Source organism: Alteromonas infernus, assembly GCF_902705815.1.
Genome location: NZ_CACSIG010000042.1, coordinates 55,268 through 74,979, shown reverse-complemented (window position 1 = coordinate 74,979; position 19,712 = coordinate 55,268). Strand labels below are relative to the sequence as shown.

The 19,712-nt window shown below is 47.0% G+C and carries 19 protein-coding genes; 14 read left to right on the top strand and 5 right to left on the bottom strand.

Translation table 11 applies throughout. The annotated features are described in order from the left end of the window. The first annotated feature begins 112 nt into the window (after window positions 1-112). From rutA to ACX5J7_RS10855, 9 genes are all read left to right on the top strand, one after another. On the top strand, window positions 113-1,201 hold the full coding sequence (rutA, locus tag ACX5J7_RS10895) for a pyrimidine utilization protein A (protein ID WP_015068128.1): 1,089 nt from the start codon (window positions 113-115) through the stop codon (window positions 1,199-1,201). Beyond that, window positions 1,201-1,935, top strand: coding sequence for a pyrimidine utilization protein B (gene rutB / locus ACX5J7_RS10890; RefSeq protein ID WP_498707181.1), 735 nt, complete (start codon window positions 1,201-1,203; stop codon window positions 1,933-1,935). The genes rutA and rutB overlap by 1 nt, the downstream gene beginning before the upstream one ends. A gap of 137 nt (window positions 1,936-2,072) precedes the next feature. After that, a complete protein-coding gene (gene rutC, locus ACX5J7_RS10885; RefSeq protein WP_024016991.1) occupies window positions 2,073-2,456 on the top strand; it encodes a pyrimidine utilization protein C in 384 nt (127 codons plus the stop codon). A gap of 58 nt (window positions 2,457-2,514) precedes the next feature. Next, entirely contained in the window at window positions 2,515-3,351 is an 837-nt protein-coding gene (gene rutD / locus ACX5J7_RS10880; RefSeq protein ID WP_498707178.1) for a pyrimidine utilization protein D, read from the top strand. An 86-nt stretch (window positions 3,352-3,437) separates the two neighbouring features. Further along, entirely contained in the window at window positions 3,438-4,058 is a 621-nt protein-coding gene (locus tag ACX5J7_RS10875; RefSeq protein WP_333973039.1) for a malonic semialdehyde reductase, read from the top strand. A gap of 23 nt (window positions 4,059-4,081) precedes the next feature. After that, window positions 4,082-4,612: a flavin reductase gene (locus tag ACX5J7_RS10870; protein ID WP_498707174.1), complete on the top strand. Its 531-nt coding sequence runs from the start codon at window positions 4,082-4,084 to the stop codon at window positions 4,610-4,612. Between the two features lie 19 nt (window positions 4,613-4,631). Further along, window positions 4,632-6,122 carry a CoA-acylating methylmalonate-semialdehyde dehydrogenase gene (locus tag ACX5J7_RS10865; RefSeq protein ID WP_498707171.1) on the top strand — a complete coding sequence of 497 codons (1,491 nt, stop codon included), beginning with the start codon at window positions 4,632-4,634 and terminating at the stop codon, window positions 6,120-6,122. Between the two features lie 296 nt (window positions 6,123-6,418). Next, on the top strand, window positions 6,419-8,737 hold the full coding sequence (locus ACX5J7_RS10860; RefSeq protein WP_498707169.1) for a TonB-dependent receptor: 2,319 nt from the start codon (window positions 6,419-6,421) through the stop codon (window positions 8,735-8,737). A gap of 290 nt (window positions 8,738-9,027) precedes the next feature. Then, a complete protein-coding gene (locus tag ACX5J7_RS10855; RefSeq protein ID WP_498707168.1) occupies window positions 9,028-10,518 on the top strand; it encodes an NCS1 family nucleobase:cation symporter-1 in 1,491 nt (496 codons plus the stop codon). A gap of 92 nt (window positions 10,519-10,610) precedes the next feature. Here the strand turns inward: ACX5J7_RS10855 and ACX5J7_RS10850 are convergent, their stop codons facing one another. Beyond that, the gene (locus ACX5J7_RS10850) at window positions 10,611-11,345 is read right to left on the bottom strand and encodes a helix-turn-helix domain-containing protein (RefSeq protein ID WP_015068119.1); all 735 of its coding nucleotides are present in this window, start codon (window positions 11,343-11,345) and stop codon (window positions 10,611-10,613) included. A gap of 131 nt (window positions 11,346-11,476) precedes the next feature. On the opposite strand from ACX5J7_RS10850, the gene ACX5J7_RS10845 reads away from it, so the two are divergent. From ACX5J7_RS10845 to ACX5J7_RS10830, 4 genes are all read left to right on the top strand, one after another. After that, window positions 11,477-11,881 (top strand): hypothetical protein, encoded by a 405-nt coding sequence (locus tag ACX5J7_RS10845; protein ID WP_474372610.1) that lies wholly within the window; start codon window positions 11,477-11,479, stop codon window positions 11,879-11,881. Between the two features lie 7 nt (window positions 11,882-11,888). After that, window positions 11,889-12,698, top strand: coding sequence for a DUF2145 domain-containing protein (locus ACX5J7_RS10840; protein ID WP_498707165.1), 810 nt, complete (start codon window positions 11,889-11,891; stop codon window positions 12,696-12,698). Between the two features lie 10 nt (window positions 12,699-12,708). Further along, window positions 12,709-13,179: an inner membrane protein YiaA gene (gene yiaA / locus ACX5J7_RS10835; RefSeq protein ID WP_015068116.1), complete on the top strand. Its 471-nt coding sequence runs from the start codon at window positions 12,709-12,711 to the stop codon at window positions 13,177-13,179. A 185-nt stretch (window positions 13,180-13,364) separates the two neighbouring features. After that, the gene (locus ACX5J7_RS10830; RefSeq protein ID WP_015068115.1) at window positions 13,365-14,198 is read left to right on the top strand and encodes a class II glutamine amidotransferase; all 834 of its coding nucleotides are present in this window, start codon (window positions 13,365-13,367) and stop codon (window positions 14,196-14,198) included. On the opposite strand, the gene ACX5J7_RS10825 is transcribed toward ACX5J7_RS10830, so the two are convergent. Continuing rightward, window positions 14,195-15,199, bottom strand: coding sequence for a LysR family transcriptional regulator (locus ACX5J7_RS10825; RefSeq protein WP_498707163.1), 1,005 nt, complete (start codon window positions 15,197-15,199; stop codon window positions 14,195-14,197). The two genes, ACX5J7_RS10830 and ACX5J7_RS10825, sit on opposite strands and share 4 nt — an antisense overlap. A gap of 174 nt (window positions 15,200-15,373) precedes the next feature. Between ACX5J7_RS10825 and ACX5J7_RS10820 the strand changes: the two genes are divergently transcribed. Then, complete coding sequence (locus ACX5J7_RS10820; RefSeq protein WP_015068113.1) at window positions 15,374-15,889, top strand: lactoylglutathione lyase family protein; 516 nt, start codon at window positions 15,374-15,376, stop codon at window positions 15,887-15,889. A 151-nt stretch (window positions 15,890-16,040) separates the two neighbouring features. Here the strand turns inward: ACX5J7_RS10820 and ACX5J7_RS10815 are convergent, their stop codons facing one another. The 3 genes from ACX5J7_RS10815 to ACX5J7_RS10805 are packed head-to-tail and all read right to left on the bottom strand — an operon-like array spanning window position 16,041 to window position 19,653. Next, the gene (locus tag ACX5J7_RS10815) at window positions 16,041-16,682 is read right to left on the bottom strand and encodes an MBL fold metallo-hydrolase (RefSeq protein WP_015068112.1); all 642 of its coding nucleotides are present in this window, start codon (window positions 16,680-16,682) and stop codon (window positions 16,041-16,043) included. A 3-nt stretch (window positions 16,683-16,685) separates the two neighbouring features. Beyond that, window positions 16,686-17,993 carry an APC family permease gene (locus ACX5J7_RS10810; protein WP_498707160.1) on the bottom strand — a complete coding sequence of 436 codons (1,308 nt, stop codon included), beginning with the start codon at window positions 17,991-17,993 and terminating at the stop codon, window positions 16,686-16,688. Between the two features lie 19 nt (window positions 17,994-18,012). Then, window positions 18,013-19,653 carry an amidohydrolase gene (locus tag ACX5J7_RS10805; RefSeq protein WP_287151117.1) on the bottom strand — a complete coding sequence of 547 codons (1,641 nt, stop codon included), beginning with the start codon at window positions 19,651-19,653 and terminating at the stop codon, window positions 18,013-18,015. Window positions 19,654-19,712: the final 59 nt, after the last annotated feature.

The window sequence follows — 19,712 nt, the reverse complement described above, 5'->3', positions numbered from 1 at the left end:
GGCCTGTTTTATGCTGTTCAGTCTTTGTACCGCCTCTTCAAATATTTGAACTCGGCAACCTGACAAAAAGCTGTTTAAACAGCTCAAAACGCATACAAGCAGAGGGAACAACATGGATATTGGTGTATTTATTCCGATTGGTAACAACGGCTGGTTAATTTCTAAAAATTCACCTCAGTTCAAACCAACGTTCGATCTCAACAAAGAGATTGTGATGAAGGCTGAAAAGTACGATATGGATTTCGCACTCTCGATGATCAAGTTACGAGGATTTGGCGGTGAAACGGAGTTTTGGGATTACAACTTAGAATCGTTCACCCTAATGGCCGGTCTTGCTGCCGTTACTTCAAAAATTCAGCTATATGCCACAGCCGCCACGTTAGTTTTACCGCCAGCGATTATGGCGCGTATGGCAACCACTATCGATTCCATTTCTAACGGCCGCTTTGGCGTGAACTTAGTTACCGGGTGGCAGCGCCCCGAGTACTCCCAAATGGGCATGTGGCCTGGCGACGAATTCTTTGGTAATCGCTATGAGTACCTTGATGAATACATCACGGTGGTTAAAGAGTTGTGGGAAACGGGAAAAAGTGATTTTAAAGGCGAGCACTTCCAAATGGATGACTGCCGAATGCTGCCTAAACCTCAGCGTAAGATACCGCTTATCTGCGCGGGCCAAAGTGCCGCGGGTATGGATTTCTCTGCCCGCCACGCCGACTATAACTTCTGCTTTGGCAAAGGTGTGAATACGCCCACCGCATTCGCACCCACTGCAGCGCGCTTAACCGAAGCAGCTGAAAAACACGGTCGTAGCGTAGGTTCTGCGGTACTTGTTATGGTCATTGCCGATGAAACCGACGAAAAAGCCATGGCAAAGTGGGAAAGCTATAAAGACGGAAAAGATCAGTCGGCTTTAGATTGGATGGCAACCCAAGGTGCCGCTGATAAGAAGTCGGGCAAAGACACTAACATTCGCGATATGACCAACCCCACGTCTGCAGTTAACCTGAATATGGGAACGCTAGTTGGCTCGTATGCGTCGGTAGCTTCAATGCTCGATGAAATTGCGACGGTTCCGGGTTGTGAAGGGGTACTGCTAACGTTTGATGATTTCTTAAAAGGTATGGATGACTTCGGTACTAAAATTCAGCCACTGATGAAATCGCGCCAGCACCTGCTAAACACATCAGGAGCTGCCTAATGTCTGCCGGTGATGTGTTTGAAGTCTCAGGCTGTTTTCAGGAACGCCAAACCGGGCAGCCTGTATTGCCCGCTAAACCTGAACCTTTAACGTTAAACCCCAGTGAGACCGCCGTTATCGTAGTGGATTTACAAAACGCATACGCCAGTAAAAACGGGTATTTAGATAAGGCTGGGTTTGATGTCTCAACGACCGAACCTGTGATAGCCAATACCGTCAAGGTGCTGGATACCGCTCGCGCTGCAGGTATGCCGGTAGTCTTCTTACAAAACGGTTGGGATACCGATTATAAAGAGGCTGGCGGCCCCGGTTCACCGAACTGGTACAAATCGAATGCCCTTAAAACCATGCGCAAACAGCCAGAGCTTAAGGGTAGTTTGCTTGCCAAAGGAACGTGGGACTATGCGCTTGTGGATGCGCTAAAACCGCAAGATGGCGATATCGTTATTCCCAAGACCCGCTACAGCGGTTTTTACAACACCAATTTAGACAGCATGCTGCGGGCCCGCGGTATCCGTAACCTGGTGTTTACCGGCATTGCCACCAATGTGTGTGTGGAATCCACCTTACGCGATGGATTTCACTTAGAGTACTTTGGGGTAGTACTTGCTGATGCAGCCTATCAAGCCGGCCCTCCTGAAATACATGAGGCCTCACTTTTTAATATTCAAACATTCTTCGGATGGGTATCTACCACAGCCCAGTTCTGTGAAGTGTTTGAGGGGGCGAGTTAGGCGGTGTTTTATTGGCCAAGGCTCGCCACGTACAACAAAGCAGCGCGGTAATGCACTAAGCACAAATTGAAAGAAACCATTTATAAGCGCTAAGCAAAGTAGCTATGCATAGATAGCGCAACGAGAAGGATGAAAACATGCCAAAGAAAGCGATTATTCCAGCCGGTACGTCTACACCGATAGCCCCTTTTGTTCCAGGGTCTATGGCTGACAACATTTTATATGTGTCGGGTACGTTACCGTTTAACGAAAACAATGACGTGGTTCACGTGGGCGATGCCGAAGCGCAAACACGCCACGTGTTAGAAACCATCAAGAGCGTTATTCAAGAAGCCGGTGGCACCATGGAAGATGTAACCTTTAACTCTATCTTCATTACAGATTGGGACGACTATGCGGCGGTAAACAAAGTGTATGCTGAATACTTCCCGGGTGAAAAGCCAGCGCGCTATTGCATTAAGGTAGGCCTGGTAAAGCCGGAAGCCTTAATAGAAATCGCTTCTGTCGCGCACATAGGGTAAGCGGTTATGTTTGGACTCCCCGCTAACTGTGCCCACTGGTTCTATGTAGGTGAGCTCTATGCCTTCTGAAATGCAGGCCGGCGGCACCAGTATGAAAAGCGAAATGCGCAGCAAGTTACATTACGAAATTCACGGGCTAACGTCGCCAGATGCGCCAACCGTTGTTTTTAGTTCGGGGCTAGGTGGCGCAGCTAAGTTTTGGCAGCCCCAATTGGCTGACTTTACCCAAGGCTACCGGGTGATCACTTACGATCAGCTTGGAACTAACAAAAGTGTGGGTGACTTGCCAGCGAACTACAGCATTTCTGATATGGCAAATGAACTCAATGTATTGCTGAAAAAACTTAAGGTGCAGCAATGTCACTTCGTTGGTCACGCGCTTGGTGGCCTGGTAGGGCTTCAGCTTGCGTTAACTCAGCCTGATTTGCTTAAAAGCATGGTTTTAGTAAACGCATGGAGTAGCCCAAACCCGCACACGCTGCGCTGCTTTGACATACGCAAAGCCTTATTGGCAGCAGATAGAAAAGATATGTACCTACAGCTACAGGCGTTACTGCTGTTTCCGCCTGACTGGATAGCCCAAAACGCCGAGCACTTGGAAGAGGAAGAGGCACATTTGCTTAACCACTTTCCCAACGTGAATAACTTGCTTGCTCGTATTGGCGCACTTAGCACATTCGATATTGATGACAAGTTAATGAGCATCACCACGCCAACATTTGCGCTGGCGAACAAAGACGACACCCTTGTGCCCTGGCAGCGCTCTCGGATGTTAGTAGACCGCATGCCTAATGCCGAACTGTCGGTGATGGAATATGGCGGTCATGCCTCAAGCATTACTGTGCCTGATGCATTTAATAAATTGGTATTGGAATATTTGCAGCGCGTAGCGTAGTCGCAAGCCGTGCTCCTACACAAGCGTTGCCATCAAAGTCATTTAAGACTTTGTCGAACAACTTAAAACACTGGAAAGAATTTGAAATGACGGTATCAGAGACAACTGAAATTGGAACAAAAAAACCTATTAGCGAAAGTGGTCTAGCCCAGCTATTTAGTGATGCACACACCCACACCACCTGGTTGGATAAAACGATAGATGACGCCGTGCTAAAGCAGCTTTATGACTTGGTGAAAGTAGGCTCGACATCGGCAAACTGCAGCCCGGCGCGCTTTGTTTTTATTTCGTCAGATGAAGGGCGGGAGAAACTCAAACCTTGTCTTTCAAGCGGTAATGTTGAGCAAACCATGACAGCCCCTTGTACGGTCATTGTGGCTTACGATGAAGAATTCTATGAAGAATTACCTACGCTATTTCCTTATGCAGACGCTAAGAGCTGGTTCACCTCAAGCCCAGAAGCGGCTTATGAAACGGCGATGCGAAACAGCTCAATGCAAGGCGCGTATTTAATTAGCGCTGTCCGCGCACTTGGGCTCGATGCCGGTGCCATGTCTGGCTTTAACCCCAAATTACTCAATGAGACCTTCTTTTCAGATAGCACGTGGAAGGTGAACTTCTTACTGAACATCGGCTATGGCGACGGCAAGAAAGTCCATAAACGTTTGCCTCGCTTAAGCTTCGAACAAGCTTGTCAAATACTGTAACGCTAACGAAAAAGGATATACGTATGACTATTACCGCAATAAAAAACGCAGTAACAGAAGTGCTTCCCCCGGTAACCCCAGAGGCATACCGACAAGGCATGTCTAGCTTAGCGGCAGCCGTAAATGTCGTTACAACAAATGGCCCAGAGGGGCGAGCAGGCTTTACCGCCACAGCGGTGTGCAGCGTAAGCGACAGCCCAGCGACCTTACTGGTGTGCTTAAACCGAAGCGCCTCTGTGCATCAGGTGTTTAAAAACAGCACGCATCTAGTTATTAACACGCTAACCTCGCAGCATCAGTCAATTTCAAACACCTTCGGTGGTAAAGCACCTATGAATGAACGCTTTGAAATTGGTGAATGGGTGGAATCGACTACCGGCTGCCCAAGGCTTGCCGATGCTGCAGTAAGCTTTGATTGCATTATCACAGATGTAAAAAGTGTGGCCACACACGATGTGCTTTTCTGTCAGGTGGTAGACATTAAGCAAGACCCAGAGGCCGACGCACTTTTATATTATCAGCGTGGCTATCACAGCGCGTGCAAAGACGCATAACTAAAGGATTAGATTTGAAATGAAAGTAGTAGGCCACTTCATAAATGGTGAAACCTGCACGCCGAAAGGGCGCATGCAAGATGTCTATAACCCGGCAACGGGGGAAGCAGAAAAACTGGTTTTACTGGCATCGAAAGCCACGGTGAACGATGCCATTGTGAGCGCACAGCAAGCGTTCCCTCAATGGCGGAATACCCCGGTTAGCAAGCGCGCTCGCATCATGTTTAAATTCAAAAGTTTACTGGAAGAGCATGCTGAAGAGATAACCGCACTAATTGGCGCGGAGCACGGAAAAATAAGCCACGATGCGGCAGGAGAACTGCAGCGTGGTATCGAGAACGTAGAGTTTGCCTGTGGTGCACCACAGTTGCTTAAAGGCGAGCACAGTAAGAATGTTGGGCCAAGCATAGATTCATGGAGTGAGTTTCAGCCTCTTGGTGTGGTTGCTGGCATTACGCCATTCAACTTTCCCGCTATGGTGCCGCTTTGGATGTTCCCGCTTGCCATTGTGTGCGGAAATACATTTGTACTTAAGCCTTCAGAACGCGACCCAAGCTGCGCCATTTTCTTAGCTAAGCTACTCAAAGAAGCCGGGCTACCTGATGGCGTATTTAATGTGGTGAATGGCGATAAAGAAGTCGTTGATCAAATTCTTGATGATGAACGCATTAAAGCGGTGAGTTTTGTAGGCTCTACGCCTATTGCTGAATACATCTATTCAAAAGCAAACGCGAACGGCAAGCGCTGCCAAGCCTTAGGCGGCGCTAAAAACCACGCTATTGTTATGCCAGATGCTGACATTGATAACGCGGTAAACCAGTTGCTTGGCGCAGCTTTCGGTTCTTCCGGGGAACGCTGTATGGCGTTATCAGTAGTGGTAGCGGTGGGCGATGAGGTGGCCGACAAAATCGTAGGTAAAATGCAAACAGCCATGAAAGGCTTGAAAGTGGGGGCATTTGACGATGCATCTAACGATTTTGGCCCGCTTATTACTCTACAGCACAAAGAGAAAGTAGAAGGTTATATCACCAGTGCCGCTGAGCAAGGCGCTAACGTGGTGGTGGATGGGCGAAGCCCCACCGTTGAAGGCTATGAAACCGGATTTTTCTTGGGCGCAACCCTTATCGATAACGTCACGCCGGAAATGACCAGTTATAAAGCGGAAATCTTTGGCCCAGTGCTTCAGGTGATGCGCGTTGAAAGTATGCAGCAAGCCATGCAGCTTATTGATGAGCATGAATACGGCAACGGCACCTGCATATTTACACGGGATGGCGAAGCTGCCCGTTACTTTTCTGACAACATTCAAGTGGGCATGGTAGGTATTAACGTACCGCTGCCGGTACCCGTTTCTTATCACAGTTTTGGCGGATGGAAGCGTTCACTGTTTGGTGACCTTCATGCATACGGCCCAGACGGCGTTCGCTTTTATACCAAGCGCAAAACTATCACCCAGCGTTGGCCTTCAAGTGGCGTTCGAGAAGGAGTGAGCTTTTCTTTTCCTAGCTAGCAAGCAAGGCGTTTTTTCGAAAAAACGGTTAGTTCGCTAAGTAAACCTTGTCGTAAAGCTAACGTTAGCTGGGGAAAAAAGCAGAACAAATTACGCCTGGAACCAGGCTTAACACTAAGCCATTAATAATAACAATTTAAACCCGCAAACCTTTGGCAGTTCCTCTCCAGTCCTGCCTTAGGTTTGCACCCTAGTGGCAATCGATAAGCAGTTCACGTCGACCGTTACTCTTATAAAAATATCGGGACAACACCGCCGCAAGGCTTGTTAAAAAGAACTATAAACGAGAGTAAAACATGCATACGTTAAACACACACAAGCGTCTGCTGGCGTTAACCGTTGGGATGGCGTTAAGTGCACCAGCAGCCTTTGCTGCAGAGAATGTTTGGGAAAGTATTGAAGTTACCGCGCAAAAGCGTAACGAGAATATAAGCGATGTGGGTATTGCTATTACCGCCTTTTCCGGCGAGCAATTAGAAGCGCTGGGCCTTGAAAGCAGTACCGAGCTTATCGCGTTTACACCAGGCGTGTCGTTAGCCGGGGATATAGGTGGGCAACGGGCTATCTTTAATATTCGAGGTGTGGTGCAAAACGACTACGCCGATTTGGCCGAAGCGCCGGTAGCGGTTTATGTAGACGGAGGGTATCTTGCTAGTACCCAAGCGCAAACCTTCGGCTTATTTGATGTAGCCCGTATAGAAATACTCAAAGGCCCGCAGGGCACTTTATTTGGCCGTAACGCCACAGGAGGCTTGGTTAATACCGTTACTGCAAAACCCACTGCCGATACTGAAGGCTACGGGGAATTCACTGCGGCTCGCTTTGACCAATACCGCTTTGAAGGTGCTATTTCTGGTGAAATTGCAGAGGGCATTTACGGTCGCTTTTCTGGGTTCACCAATCAGCAAGGTGAAATACTCGAAAATATTTATGAAGACGGCGCAGCGCCCGATACACGCTTGGGGTCAGTGGGCGGCGGGGAAGACGGCTACAACGATGATACCAAAGCGTTCCGCGCCCAGCTGTTGTTTGATATTGGCGAGGAAGGCTCGTTGCTTCTTAGCGGTAACTGGTCTGATACCACAAAAAGTGAAGGCCCTTATCAGGTGGTTAATACCACCGAGATAAAAGATGCTGATGGCAATGTGATAGATGTAATTTACGCTGCCGATGACCCGCTAGGCTGCGACACTATTCAAGCCGGCGTTTGTGTAGACGGTAACTTTAACGGCGACCCCTTCCGCCCCGTTCAAGGTGGGGATTTCAACGGTAACTTCGACCCTGACGGCTCGGGCAATAAAGTAAATAAAGATTTCGCTTTTGACGATCAAAACAAGATTAAATCAAAAGGCCTCGCGGCAACGTTAGACTATGCCTTCGAAGACTTCGACTTTTTTGCTATGACAGATTATAAAGAATTCAAGCGTACTGTTGGTCTTGATTCTGACCAAACCGCGTCACCAGAGCTTATTTTTCAATCTAACAGCACCATAGAACAGTTTAGCCAAGAGCTTCGTTTCTCAGGTGAAACCGCAGCTTTAAAGTGGGTTGGGGGGCTCTATTACCTTTCTATCGATACGGATTACAGTCAAGGGTTAGCGGGTTCACCCACTACCTTCTTTTTAGGTGGCGAAGAAAACAATACGTTAGTATGGCTTGAAACTGATTCTTACTCTGTATTCGGACAGGTAGACTATAGCTTAACCGATGACCTTGTTTTAGTGGGCGGCTTGCGCTATACCCGCGAGAACAAAGACTTTTTGGGTAATGTTTATCAAAATGAAAATACCAACGATCGCATTATAGAAATTGATACTAGCACGGCCTCGTTAGAGGTAATGGATGAACAAAACGATCAAAACTTATGGTCAGCTAAACTCCAATTAGAGTATAGCGTGGGCAATAGTCTTTACTACGCCGGTATAAATCGAGGTGTAAAAGCGGGCAGTTTCAATGCACCATTATCAGGTGGATTTAGCTTTTATGAACCTGAAGAGCTGACTTCATACGAAGCTGGCTTAAAGCACAGCTTTATGCAGGGGAGCGGTGTGTTTAATGCCAATGTTTTTTACTATGACTACAGCGATTACCAATCGTTTTCGTGGGTAAATAACGCGGGTGTGGTTACCAATGAAGAAGCGTCATTTAGTGGTGTGGAACTAGAGGTCTTTTTAACGCCAACAGACAGCTTGGATTTGATGGTGAATTTCTCTTATACCGATGCGGTGGTTGAAGACTTAGAGGTGGCCTCTGGCTATTTTGCTGATACCACACCGCCATTTACTCCCGAATTTCAGGCGTCTGCCATGCTTCGCTATAACTGGGATGCCTTTAACGGCAATATGGCGGCGCAATTGTCAGCTAGCTATCAATCAGAAACCTTTCACAACGCGCGTAATTTTACCGCTCATGAAATTGATAGCTATGCCACTGCCGATACCCGTTTAACCTGGGTTGACGGACAAGACAAATGGAGCTTAGCTGCCTACGTAGATAACCTGTTCGACTCAGACCATGAACTGATTGGCTTTGACGTGACGGGCTTTTATGGGACCAGCCAAATATCCTATGCGAAGCCAAGAACTTATGGCGTAATGGTAAGGCGTAATTTTTAATTTGAGTAGAAATGCGCTTTATTCCTATTGAATAAAGCGCCAAATTTAGCTCCAAAAAACACACGTAATTAGGAGAGATACCAAAAGTACAAAACGGTATGTAGGTAAAGCTTTATCAAAGCGCGCGAAACGGCAGTGTTTTTGCTTTTCTTTCAGTTTTACAGGCAAAGACGCTGTATTTTATTAAGCTAAACGTGAGTAAAAGACTTCGCGAAGAGCGACTTTTTATCAAGAAGCAACGTTTGTTAAATGTCACTATGAGCACTACAAACTCAACAAGGAAAGAGATCGTGGATAACACCAACAATCAACCCATGACAAAACCTTCCCATTACGATGGCGATTTATGGAACCAAGACTTAGCGCCAACCAACAAAGCAACAAGAACCTGGGGGTGGAAAGACTATGCGGCATTATGGGTCGCCATGGTGGTGTGCGTACCTACTTATCTCTTATCTGCCGGGCTAGTGTCTGAAGGCATGAATTGGTATCAGGCAGTGATTACCGTGCTGTTAGGCAACGTTATTGTGCTGGTGCCAATGATGCTAATTGGTCACGCGGGGGCTAAATACGGCTTACCTTTTCCTGTATTGCTACGTAGTGCTTTTGGTACCAAAGGCGCGAAGATTCCTGCTCTGGCTCGGGGTCTTGTGGCGTGTGGATGGTTCGGTATTAACACATGGGTAGGTGGCAGTGCGATTTACGTTATTTTAAATAGCGTGAGCGGCGACGCGTTTGTGGGGCAAGCGCTGCCATTTTTAGGTATCGATATTACCCAAACGCTGTGCTTCTTCGCTTTTTGGGCAATGCACTTGGTGTTTATTAAGCACGGCACCGAATCGATACGCTGGCTCGAAACCTTCGCTGCACCATTTTTGATCTTAATGGGCTTAGCGCTTCTTACTTGGGCATACATTAACGCGGGTGGTTTTGGTGAAATGCTATCCACGCCGTCACAGTTTGTAGAAGGTGGCGCTAAAGAAGGGCAGTTTTGGTCTGCTTTTTTCGCAGGTCTTACATCTATGGTGGGTTTTTGGGCAACCATGGCATTAAATATCCCCGACTTCACTCGCTTTGCTAAATCACAGAAAGATCAAATGCTAGGGCAAGCTATTGGCTTACCTTTACCCATGGCACTGTTTGCCTTCATTGGCGTAGCGGTTACCTCGGCAACGGTTACCATTTATGGCGAAGCCATCTGGGACCCTGTCGCTCTTGCTGGTCGAATGGGCGGCATGGGGGTTGTGTTTGCCCTTGCCGCACTAGCCCTTGCGACACTAACAACTAATCTCGCTGCGAATATGGTTGCACCTGCCTATGGGTTTTCGAACATGGCGCCTTCAAAAATGAGCTTTAGAATGGGCGGATATATCACCGCGGGAATAGGTGTAGCTATTTTTCCTTGGAAACTGCTTGAGACTGCGGGCGGATATCTATTCACATGGCTTACGGGATATTCAGCACTACTCGGCCCAATCGCAGGTATTCTAATTGCCGACTATTTCATTTTGAGAAAATCGACGCTAAATATTGATGCGCTGTTTCAACATTCAGGTGAATACGGTGCGAACAACGGTTGGAACATGGCGGGTGTAGCTGCACTTGTCGTTGGTATTTTGCCTAATATACCCGGCTTTATGCACGCGGCAGGGTTTGTAGACAGCGTACCAGCCATTTTTTACGCCTACGCGTGGTTCGTAGGGTTAATAATAGCCAGTGTCGTATACCTACTGCTGTCTAACAGGGTACCAGATACCATACAGGCAAGAAGCGCCTCTTAATAACGGGGTCAGGGTACATTTCTTTAAGGCCGTGGGGTCAGAGTACTTTTCTACAAAATGTACTCTGACCCCCCAAATAAACTTCGAGGAGGTTATTTTCGCTTCATGTTTTCAAAAAGCGAAGGCTCCCAAGGCCGCATGGCCATAAGTAACCCCACATGTTGGCGCTCTTCAATAGGTAAGTCATTATCTTCGCTACTCAGTTTTGCTGCTTCTTGCCGAAGCTGCTCTAAACGCCGCTGAATAATAGAAACCGAGCTCTGTGAATAGCGCCCTCGCAAGTAAAAGCGAAACATCCACGGTTCGTTCTTCTTCGGATCCATAAACTTCACCATCACTTCCTGTTCCATGAACTTTTCTAGCGGCCCGCCGGGGATCCATCGAAAATCTTGGGCAATAAGCAGCTTATAATGGTTGTTTGGCAACAGTTCGATAAGCTTCAGTCTATCGAGGGTTGTCATTAGTTTAATGCCTTCCACTTCATCAATATCGTAATGCTTGATCAGTTCTGAAAAGCGCCAACCGTCTCTTACACACACCGCGGCAAGCAGTAACTTAGGGTTAGCGAGCAGTTCCATTTCTTGCTGTTCAGATAGCTGTGAAATTTTCTCTTGTTGCTTTTGTGAAAGACTGAATAAATCGCTTAACGACAAATGTAAGCACTCACAAATCTGCTCCAATTTATCAAGACTAAACGCTTGTAACGAGAAATTACGCTTCACGCTAGCCTCGCTCACATTGAGTGTTTCTGCCAGCTGCTTATAGGTGAGTCGCTGTTCGCGTAAGCACTGCTTCAAGGTGTCGTATACAAGGCTAATTTGGCTCATGGTATTACTTTTTTATACTTGTGGTGTAATTTAATACTACATTAATCATTTGGGTTTACGAAATTTATTCTTGGTTCTAGTGTAGAACGTGTTCAGGCAAACCTTGTCTTAACAAACCAGGAGCAAGTGATATGAAAAATACACGTTCAACATTGATGTTAACTGCATTACTCAGTAGTGCGCTTCTTTCCCATTCTGCAATGGCAGATGATTCTATAGACCATAGCGGTAAAGCCAGTAAGCACAGTGTGTTAGCTGCCTCTGAAGGTTTAGCGACAACAGCTTCGGTGGCGAGTGCGGTCGTGGCAGTACCGGTGGTATTGACAGGGAGTGTGGTTGTTGCCGGAAGCGCGGTGGTAGAAAGCGCTGTGAATGAAAGTGCTCGCAATCTTCATCGGGCAAGCCATCAATCTTCAGTGGCGCATGATCAGCCTTTGGTGATAACCGAAACCATTATTACTGCAGACCCCGCTCCAAACCAAGTGGTTACTACTAAAACCAAAGTGATCACAACCACAACTAATTCTAAGCGGTAGGTTAAACATGAAAGCCTACTTAACTTCAATCGGGTTTGCCCTTGTACTATTAATGTCTGGTATTCACCACGCATACGCGGGGAGCCAGCAACATGGTAAGCCCACCTTTACGCCAGAAGCAATTGCGACCTTTTCAAAAGATGTAGAAAAGTATGCGGCTAGTGAAGGCGCGCGGGCGTTTATTATTGCAAGACGTGGCAGACCTATTGAAGATATGCCAAAAGGTATTCGCTTTACCCATACCGCAATTGCTATTTATTCAAGCATTCAGCTAAGTGATGGTAATACGGCGAAAGGCTATGCCATACACAATTTATATCAAGACGCTGAAGAGCAGGGCAAAAGTCATTTAATTACTGACTACCCTGTTGATTTCTTCTGGAGTGCTTATGCGCTGGAAGCGGGAATTATTATTCCGTCAGTAGAAGTGCAGCAGGCTTTAATCAACCTATACCGCGATGACAAAGCTAAGCTACTTCATAATTCTCGATATTCCGTGGTGGCGAACCCGTTTAATAGTGAACGCCAAAACTGCACCGAGTATACCCTTGATGTATTGAACGCAGCCATGTACTCAACGACCGATGTTGCACAGCTAAAGGTTAATGCGAAAGCGTATTTTACACCGCAAAAAGTACATATGAGCCGCGCGAAACTTGGCTTAGCAAGTATGTTCAGTGATGGCGTAACCCTCTCAGACCACGGCCGCAAGGTAGAAACCACCACCATTGGTAGCCTTGCCCGCTATATGCAAAAGTACGATTTAATGAACAAGGCCGTTACGTTTACCCATACGGGTCAAATAAAGAATATTTAGGAGTTTTACTATGCAAAACATGAATAAACCCACTAAAGCGTTTCGAATTGCGTCACTAGCAGCACTAATCGTAGGCGTAGGTGCGTATTTCATAGGTTTGTACAACGCACCTATGGCCCTTAACGAAAAAGGTTATTACTTCACTATTATGCTATTTGGCCTATTTTCAGTGGTAAGCTTGCAAAAAACGGTACGCGATAAAATGGAAGGTGTTCCCACAACCAAAGCATACTTTTTAGCTTCAGCGGTAGCTACCGGATCAGCCATAGTACTGTTAGTTATTGGATTGCTGAATGCCGAGCTTTTATTAAGTGAGAAAGGTTTTTTCGGCATGGCGTTTACGCTTAGCCTGTTTGCAGCCATCACGGTACAAAAGAACGTACGCGATAGCCAAACTCTAAGTGAGCCAAGTAGCGTCGACCCTCAATTAGAAACCAAAGCTTCACAACCTGAAGCCAACACTAAAGTAAAAGCCGCATAAAAGTTACGGGGGCAGAGTACATTTCGTCAAAAAGTACTCTGCCTCAAATCTTTGTCGAACTGTTGCACAAAGCTGGAATCTTAGGGAAAAATTGATATTCCTACCTAAGGTCGAATTGATAAGACTCGATAGCTTGCGTATTCTCAACGTACTTTATGAGATAACTGCTAGAGGTAATAAACGCTGTGTGTGAACTTTTAGGCATGAGTGCGAACACTCCCACAGACCTATGTTTTAGCTTTACCGGTCTAACTCGCCGCGGTGGTGAAACGGGGCCGCACAAAGATGGCTGGGGCGTTGCCTTTTACGAAGGTAAAGGCGTGCGAATGTTTCACGACCCTGAGCCTTGCGCCACATCGCCTATTGCAGATTTTGTCTCGAAGCTTCCTATAAAAAGTAAAAACGCCATTTGCCATATCCGCCAGGCTAACGTGGGCAACATCAATTTAGCTAATACACACCCCTTTACTCGCGAACTGTGGGGGCGGTATTGGGTGTTTGCTCACAACGGTCAACTCCCTAACTTCTCACGCCGAATAGGTATTTACGAAGCGGTTGGAGATACCGATAGCGAAGAGCTTTTCTGCGACATTATGAATAATGTTAGGCAAAACCTTTCCCGAGACGCTATGCCTGAGCAGTTAGCCGAAACGCTGGTGGCGCTTTCAAAAGAGTATGCGCAGCAAGGTGTGTTTAACTGTTTGCTAAGTAACGGCGACTGGCTATTCACGTTTTGCAGCACTAAGCTTGCCAGTATTACCCGAAGAGCGCCTTTTGGCCCAGCATGCCTTAGCGATGTCGAAGTAGAAATTGATTTTGCCGCTGAAACCACGCCAAAGGATGTGGTGAGTATTATTGCGACAGAACCGTTAACGAATGACGAACAGTGGGATATATACGAACGGGGCGAATGGAAGCTTTGGCAAGAGGGCGAGGTGATAGCCTCGGGTAAAGTGGATGTGCCTGAACATAAAAAAGAAGCTGAGATGGTAGCACCGGATCCCTCGCTGCACGACTAATTACGAATTGTGGGGTCAGAGTCTGACCCCAGTACTTGGGAGATTTTCTTTTTAACGATTTCATAGCGGGCGGGAAGCGCACTATGTGGGGTTTGAACGCTGTACAGTGGCTCGGTTACATCGTTTTTAGCTTGGTATACAGCGAGCTTTTCGGCAAAGCTGACAAAGTTTAGCGTGCTTGTAGGCAGTACGGTGAAACCCAGTCCTTCACTCACAGGCAATAGTATTTGCGAAAGTTGATTAATGTAGCCGGTGTGGTGAAGCTGATTTGGGTTAATGCTGGCAAGGTCAGCTTCACCGCAATCGTTAAAGTAACGCTGTACATAGTGCATGGCATCGGGGTGGTTAATAAGCCCTAATGTCGTGACAACGTTTTTGATAGAGCCGTAAGCGTTTTGAAGACCATCTTCAGCACTCTGTGGAACTCTTTTAATATCAAAAGCAGCGCTTTTTGCGTTATCCGAAGTTGCAAGGTCTGAGCCAAGCAGCGCGCGAGGCAGAATAAGCCCCAGCGGCTCTTCACCTAAGTATTCGCTTTGCACATCTTCTGTGTCTGGCATGTTGGTGACAATACCAAGCTCAAGGGTGTTGTTGGCAATGCCTGACAAAATCGTTCTGCGGGGCGCCACTTCAACGTGAATATTAAGTGCACTATGCTGTTTTTGAAGGCTAAGTAGCGCAGGGTAAATACGCTGAGCAATTGCGCCAGAACACGCCACTACGCATTTTCCTTCATACGGCGCGTCGAACTTTAAGCTAGCAATAAAATCTTGCTCTTGGGCTTGCTGACTTTTTGCGTAGTGATAAACGCGCTGGCCTTGTTCGGTAAGCTGAATGCCTTTACCTAACCGAATCACTAACTCGCAATTGCAAACATCTTCTAGCTTTTTTATGTGCTGGCTCACCCCGGGTTGCGTCATAAAGCGCTGTTCCGCCGTACGGGTAAAATTTCCTGTTTCAACTAAGGTGATAAAGGTATCCAGCCAAATTGGATTAATCATAACGCTATAAATTCAAATTATCATTTTAAGAAATAATGATAATTTCATGTTTTATGCTTGTCTAGCTACTATGTGCCCACGTTCACTTAAACGCGCTATCACTTGCCGTAAGGCCACTGAGATAAACCGTGCGTTTAAGCCATTTTGAATACTTGCACTACAAAGGAGTAAGTGATGACTGAAGCAGTAAAAACACCGTATCCACGTACGTTTTCACACATTGGCATTTCGGTGCCCGATTTGGAAGCCGCAGTTAAGTTCTACACCGAAGTGCTTGGCTGGTACCTTATTATGAAGCCAACCGAAATAGTAGAAGATGACTCGGCTATTGGTGAAATGTGTACCGATGTCTTTGGCGCAGGCTGGGGCAAGTTCCGTATTGCACACCTTTCAACGGGTGACCGTGTAGGCGTTGAAATCTTTGAGTTTAGCAATCAGGAAAACCCAGAAAATAACTTTGAATACTGGAAAACCGGTATTTTTCACTTCTGTGTTCAAGACCCTGATGTTGAAGGTTTGGCCGAGAAAATTGTTGCTGCTGGTGGCAAAAAACGCATGAAAGCGCCACGTTACTATTACCCAGGTGAAAAACCATACCGCATGATTTACATGGAAGACCCGTTTGGCAACATCCTTGAAATTTATAGCCACAGCTATGAATTACACTACGCAAGCGGTGCTTACGAATAAGCGCGTGGCAGTTAACCTAGCTGTAATTTGAGTTAACACCTGTGGTTAACAAGGGCAGCTAACGACCAAATACCGACTAAATACGAAAAAGGCGAGGGCGCTTCTGATATAAGCGTACCTCGCTTTTTAATACGCACTCACTACATCAACGTTACCCAAACTGCCCAGAAACATATGGGTTTGTGGCTTTCTCTGTGGCTATGGTAGTCGTCGGGCCGTGGCCGGGATAAATGGTCATATCATCGGGTAACACCATTATCTTCTGCTTAATAGAATCGATAAGCTGCTGGTGATTTCCTTGCGGAAAATCGGTGCGGCCAATAGAGCCTGCAAAAATGACGTCCCCCACAATCACCTTATTGCTTGTGCGCTCTACTAATACAACATGGCCCGGTGTGTGCCCAGGGCAGTGCAGAACGTCCAGCGTTAAGGTTCCAACTGAAATGGTATCGTTGTCGTTTAACCACTCGGTAGGAGCAAAAGGCTGTGCCGGTGGAAACCCAAACATTTGGCTTTGCTGCATTAGGGCATCTAACCAAAACTTATCACCCACATGCGGCCCTACAATAGGTACATTGTAATGTTCGGCAATAGCAACCGTACCGCCCACATGATCTAGGTGACCATGAGTCAAAATGATCTTCTCTATATTGACGCCTTTGTTCGAAGCTGCGCTTATCAGCTTTTCAATGTCGCCACCAGGGTCAACAAAAGCCCCTAGCATAGTAGATGAGTCCCAAATTAATGAGCAGTTTTGAGCAAACGGGGTAACGGGTATAACTTGAATTTCCACTTTTTAACCTTTTGAAGCATTGTTGTGTAGGACGACATAAAGCACTGCGCCAATAACGAGTTCGCCCACTAAAAATAACCATGCATGGGTTGAAGATTGTGTAACAGACCACGCGCACACCGCAAGCGCTAAAAAAGGCAACACGCGCTTAATAAGGTTAACCGGAAGCGTTAACTGATTCTGCGCCTTAATGAGCACCAACACACACATTGCGTACACCACTAACCTTGCCAGAACACTCGCAATGGCCAGCCACACGAAACTTCCGCTTAGCGCCATCATGCCGGCGAAAATACCCAATACCAATATGGAGACGTAAGGTGTAGCAAACGTTCCGTGTACTTTGCCTAACCACGGCTTGCCCAGTTTGCCCGGAATAAGCGACTGATGCGCCATGGAAAACGTTAGCCGAGAGGTAGAAATCATATTGGCAAGCAAGTTACCTGCAACAGACACCACAGCAGTTAGCGTCATAATAAGCGCACCGGTTTCGCCAAAAATCATATCGGCAAGGGCAATCAACGGCGCGCTATCGGGCTTTGCTGCGCCTACCGTATGCCAGTACAACCACTGCACGCAAAAGTAAAACAGTGCAATACCTGACACGGTTAACATTAGGGCCCGAGGTATGGTTTTTTTCGGTGAATTCGTTTCTCCACTGGTTACCACCACAGTTTCAAACCCTATAAAGGCGTAAAGCGTAAGTAGGGCGCCAGCAGAAATGGTATCAAAAGCCGGTAGCGTGTTTGACATTGACGAGTCAGACTCGAGGTTAAAATCTAACTGCCAATAGCCTATACCGATAAGAGCGGCAAAGGGCAAAAGCTTTAACACTGAAATGGTGTCTAGTGCCCGCATCGCAGCTTTTAAACCCACAATATTCACAAAGATCAGCGTTGCTGTTAGTGCAATAATGGCCAGAGACTTACCTATCCCTGCGTTTAGCTCAGGCCAAACATACCCTGCGTAAAGTAACAGCACGTGCATATTGGCCGCGATAGCGGTTGCGCGGGCTAAATAGTAAATAAAGCCAGTTTGAAACGCGGCGGCATCACCGAAGCCTTTGCGGGCATAAATCACTGGCCCGCCGGTTTCTTGATACAAGACGGCTAGCTGCCCAAAGCACCACACCACAGCAAGCATCAGGGCGCCAAAAATCAAAAAGATGTAAGGGCTGAACGCACCTAATTCAGCGGCCATTTTGGCTGGTAGGGCAAAAATTCCCGCCCCAATAAGGCCGTTTAGCACTAAGAGGGCGGCACCTACACCGCCAATTCCTTTGCTTAAAAGGCCTTTGTTTGAATTGCTCATTTACGCACTACACTCGCGGTTATTGGGCAAATACTTGCTTGCCTGCCACGTACGTAGCGTGCACTTCGGTTTTCCAAATGTCCTTCGCATCAATGGTGAAGATATCTTGGTCCACTAAGATAAAGTCGGCCCATTTTCCTGGCGTTAGCGTACCTAGTGTGTCTTCCATATGCCCAGCGTATGCCGCATCTAACGTAAAGCCTTTAAACGCTTGCTCAACGGTTAGAGCCTCGTGAGCATACCAGCCTTTTACTGGCTGGTTGTTTCTGTCTTGACGGGTTACCGCCGCGTGAAGGCCGTAAAAGGGGTTGGCTAACTCTACTGGAAAGTCAGAACCTAGTGGCAGCGCAATGCCTGAATCTAGCAACGTTTTCCATGCATAGGCGCCTTTCATACGTTCTTTGCCTATGCGATCTTCGGCCATGTTCTTATCACTGGTGGCATGCGTTGGCTGCATAGAAGGTAGCACTTTTAACTTGGCAAAGCGGGCCAAATCATCGGGTGCAATTACTTGCGCATGCTCAATTCGATGGCGGAGTTCGCTGCCGCCAATATTGCCAAAGGTAGTTTCAAATTCATTGAGCGCTACGTGGTTCGCTTTATCGCCAATGGCGTGATAGTTAAGCTGAAATCCTGCGCCTATAACGGTGGTGAAAAGCTGCGTCATGTCTTCAGGTTGAGTCAGTAATAAACCATGCTGGTGTGGGGCATCGGAATAGGGCGCAAGAAGCGCTGCACCTCGGCTACCTAGCGCGCCATCGCCATAAGCTTTAACCGAGCGAATATACAAAAAGTCGTCTTCGTCGCGAATAGGGCCGTTACCCAACATGGTCGAAAGCTCGGTATCTGTTGCGCTTATCATAGCGTAAATACGTACCGGTAAATCGCCCTCAACGGCCTCTTTTAAATAGAAGTCATAAACCTCTCTGCCGACGCCGGCATCGTGCATTGACGTGATACCATTAGCAAGTAAGTGCTCACCAGCTGCGTCGAGCTGTTGGGCATATATGGCGTTACTGGCTTTGGGTAAATGCGCTTCTATTAATAAAGATGCGTTATCAATGAACACGCCAGTAGGGTTGCCGTTTGCATCTTTGATAATTTCACCGCCAACGGGTGATTGAGTGTCTTTAGTAATGCCCGCTAATTCCATGGCTTTAGTGTTGACCCACGCCGCGTGACCGTCTACACGGGTAAGAAAAACGGGGCGGTCAGATACGACGTTGTCTAAGTCGGCCGCTGTTGGAAAGGCCCTGTCAGACCATAATTCTTGGTTCCAGCCACGCCCTGTAATCCAATCTTGTTGTGCATTGGCAAAAGCGTAGTCGGCCACCATTTTGGCGGCATCTTGGGCGCTGCTGCTTTCTCGCAAGTTCACTTCGAGTAAGTTTGCACCTAAGCCTAGCAAGTGACCGTGTGCATCTATTAGCCCTGGCAGCATCACCTTTCCGTTGCCATTTATGGTTTCATCAATACGTTGGTTGTCTTTTTCTACGTTTAGTGCCACCACCTTGCCTTCATCTATAACAAGGTTAGAAAACGTGATGAGCTTGCCGCTTTCATTAAGCGTGTAACCTTTCACGTTATTTACAAGCGTTGCAGCCTGAGAAGCTCCCATAGACAGGGCAGCCATGAGTGCGGCAGAGGCAACAACGCCCATTACTCGCTTTGCAGGATGAGTATTCAATAGTGTTGGAGTCATAGTTAATTTCTGTCTTA